Origin of the sequence: Saccharothrix hoggarensis, assembly GCF_042678885.1 — a bacterium.
Taxonomy (GTDB): Bacteria; Actinomycetota; Actinomycetes; order Mycobacteriales; family Pseudonocardiaceae; genus Actinosynnema; species Actinosynnema hoggarensis.
The window spans coordinates 1-1,994 of record NZ_JBHTLK010000454.1 but is presented as its reverse complement, the minus strand read 5'-3'; the positions used below and the strand labels follow the sequence as shown (position 1 = coordinate 1,994).

2 protein-coding genes and 1 pseudogene are annotated in these 1,994 nt (G+C 74.7%); all 3 read right to left on the bottom strand.

Translation table 11 applies throughout. The annotated features are described in order from the left end of the window. Window positions 1-185: 185 nt before the first annotated feature. Entirely contained in the window at window positions 186-1,238 is a 1,053-nt protein-coding gene (tsaD, locus tag ACFQ3T_RS36315; RefSeq protein WP_380730655.1) for a tRNA (adenosine(37)-N6)-threonylcarbamoyltransferase complex transferase subunit TsaD, read from the bottom strand. Continuing rightward, a complete protein-coding gene (gene rimI / locus ACFQ3T_RS36310) occupies window positions 1,231-1,689 on the bottom strand; it encodes a ribosomal protein S18-alanine N-acetyltransferase (protein WP_380730653.1) in 459 nt (152 codons plus the stop codon). The genes tsaD and rimI overlap by 8 nt, the downstream gene beginning before the upstream one ends. Next, window positions 1,686-1,994 (bottom strand): annotated as a pseudogene (locus ACFQ3T_RS36305) (tRNA (adenosine(37)-N6)-threonylcarbamoyltransferase complex dimerization subunit type 1 TsaB); the annotation flags it as partial. The gene rimI and the pseudogene ACFQ3T_RS36305, both read right to left, overlap by 4 nt.

Genomic DNA, 1,994 nt, shown 5'->3' with positions numbered 1-1,994 from the left:
GTCGGTGGGCGTGCCGCTGCCGGCGGCCGAACGCGGCGACGTGGACCGGATCACGTCCGCCGCCCGCGCGGTGCTGGGCGCGGACGGCTTCGCGGCGGCGTTCGACGCGGGTCACGCCGAGGGCGTCGACGTGCGGGTGGCGGAACCGGTGCGCCGGGAGGGCGAACCGGCCTGACCGCCGGGTGTCAGAGGATCTGGATGGTGCCGACCGGGAGACCGGGGGTGGTGGACAGGTCGAGCGAGGACGGCTTCGCGCCGGCCGCGACGAGGTGCGCGCCCAGGGCGGCGATCATCGCGCCGTTGTCCGTGCACAGCCGGGGCCGCGGCACGCGCAGCTCGATGCCCGCCTCGGCGCACCGCTCGGCCGCCAGGCCGGACAGCCGCGAGTTCGCCGCCACGCCGCCGGAGATCACCAGCGTGTCCACGCCGAAGTCCTGGCACGCCCGGATGGCCTTCGCGGTCAGCACGTCGGCCACCGCCTCCTGGAACGACGCGGCGACGTCGGCCAGCGGGATCTCCTCGCCCGCCCGCTCCTGCTTCTCCACCCACCGCGCGACGGAGGTCTTCAGGCCGGAGAACGAGAAGTCGTACTTCGAGTCGCGGGGCCCGGTCAGGCCGCGCGGGAACGCGATCGCGCAGCCGTTGCCCTGCTTGGCGAGCTTGTCGATCGGCGGGCCGCCGGGGTAGGGCAGGTCGAGCAGCCGGGCGACCTTGTCGTACGCCTCGCCCGCCGCGTCGTCCACGGTGGACCCGATCTCGGTGATCCGCTCGGCCAGGCCCTCGACCAGCAGCAGCTGGGAGTGCCCGCCGGACACCAGCAGCGCCAGGCACCGCTTCGGCAGCGGCCCGTGCTGGAGGGTGTCCGCGGCGACGTGGCCGGCCAGGTGGTTCACGCCGTAGAGCGGCTTGTCCAACGCCGCCGCGTACGCCTTCGCCGCCGACACGCCGACCAGCAGCGCGCCCGCGAGCCCCGGACCGGCGGTGACCGCGATCGAGTGCACGTCCCGCAGCTCGATCCCGGCCTTCTCCACGGCGCGGCGCATGGTCGGGACCATCGCCTCCAGGTGCGCCCGCGACGCCACCTCGGGGACCACGCCGCCGAACCGGGCGTGCTCCTCCACGCTGGACGCGACCTCGTCCGCGAGAAGCTCCATCGAGCCGTCCGGGCCGAGCCGGACGATGCCGACACCGGTCTCGTCGCACGAGCTTTCGATACCGAGGATGAGCCGGTCAGTCACGGTTCGCGGGCCTTCCCATCGTGTACGCGTCGGCGCCCGACGGCTGGTAGTAGCGGCGGCGCAGGCCGAGGTGCTCGAAGCCGTGCGCCAGGTACAGGTTGATCGCGGGGACGTTGTCCGTCCGGACTTCCAGGAACACCGGCAGGCCCGCCTCGTCGGCCTTGGCGAGCAGGGTCCGCAGCAGGGTCCTGCCGACGCCGCCGCCCTGGTACCCGGCCGTGACCGCGATCGTGTGGACGCTGCACTCGAAGTCGGTCAGGCCGAGGCCCGCGTACCCGACGAGGACGCCGTCCACGTACGCGCCGACGTAGAAGTTGCCGTTGTCCAGCTCGCTGCGGAACGCGTCCTCGCTCCACGGGTCGTCGCCGGGGAACAGCTCGTGCTCGATCCGCGCGCACCGCGGCACGTCCTCGTGGCGCAGAGGCGAGATCGTGACGGTGCCCGCGCTCACGCCCTCGTCACCCGCTTGCGGCCGACCGGCTCGACGGCGTCGGGCCGGCGCAGGTAGAGCGGGGTGAGGGCGGCCGGGCGGGCGCCCGCGAGCAGCTCGCCGGCGGCCGCGGCCACCAGGGAGACCGGCGACGGGTAGCGCGCCCCGAGCACGGGCAGCCCGAGGACGTCGGCGTACACCTCGGCGCCCTCGCCCGTGGCGTTCGCGACGGCGGGCAGCTTGCCGACGAGGTCGGCGGGCCGGTCCACGTGCGGGCCGTCGGTGCACCGGCCGGCCGCGTCGTAGGCCGCCCAGTACACCTCCTT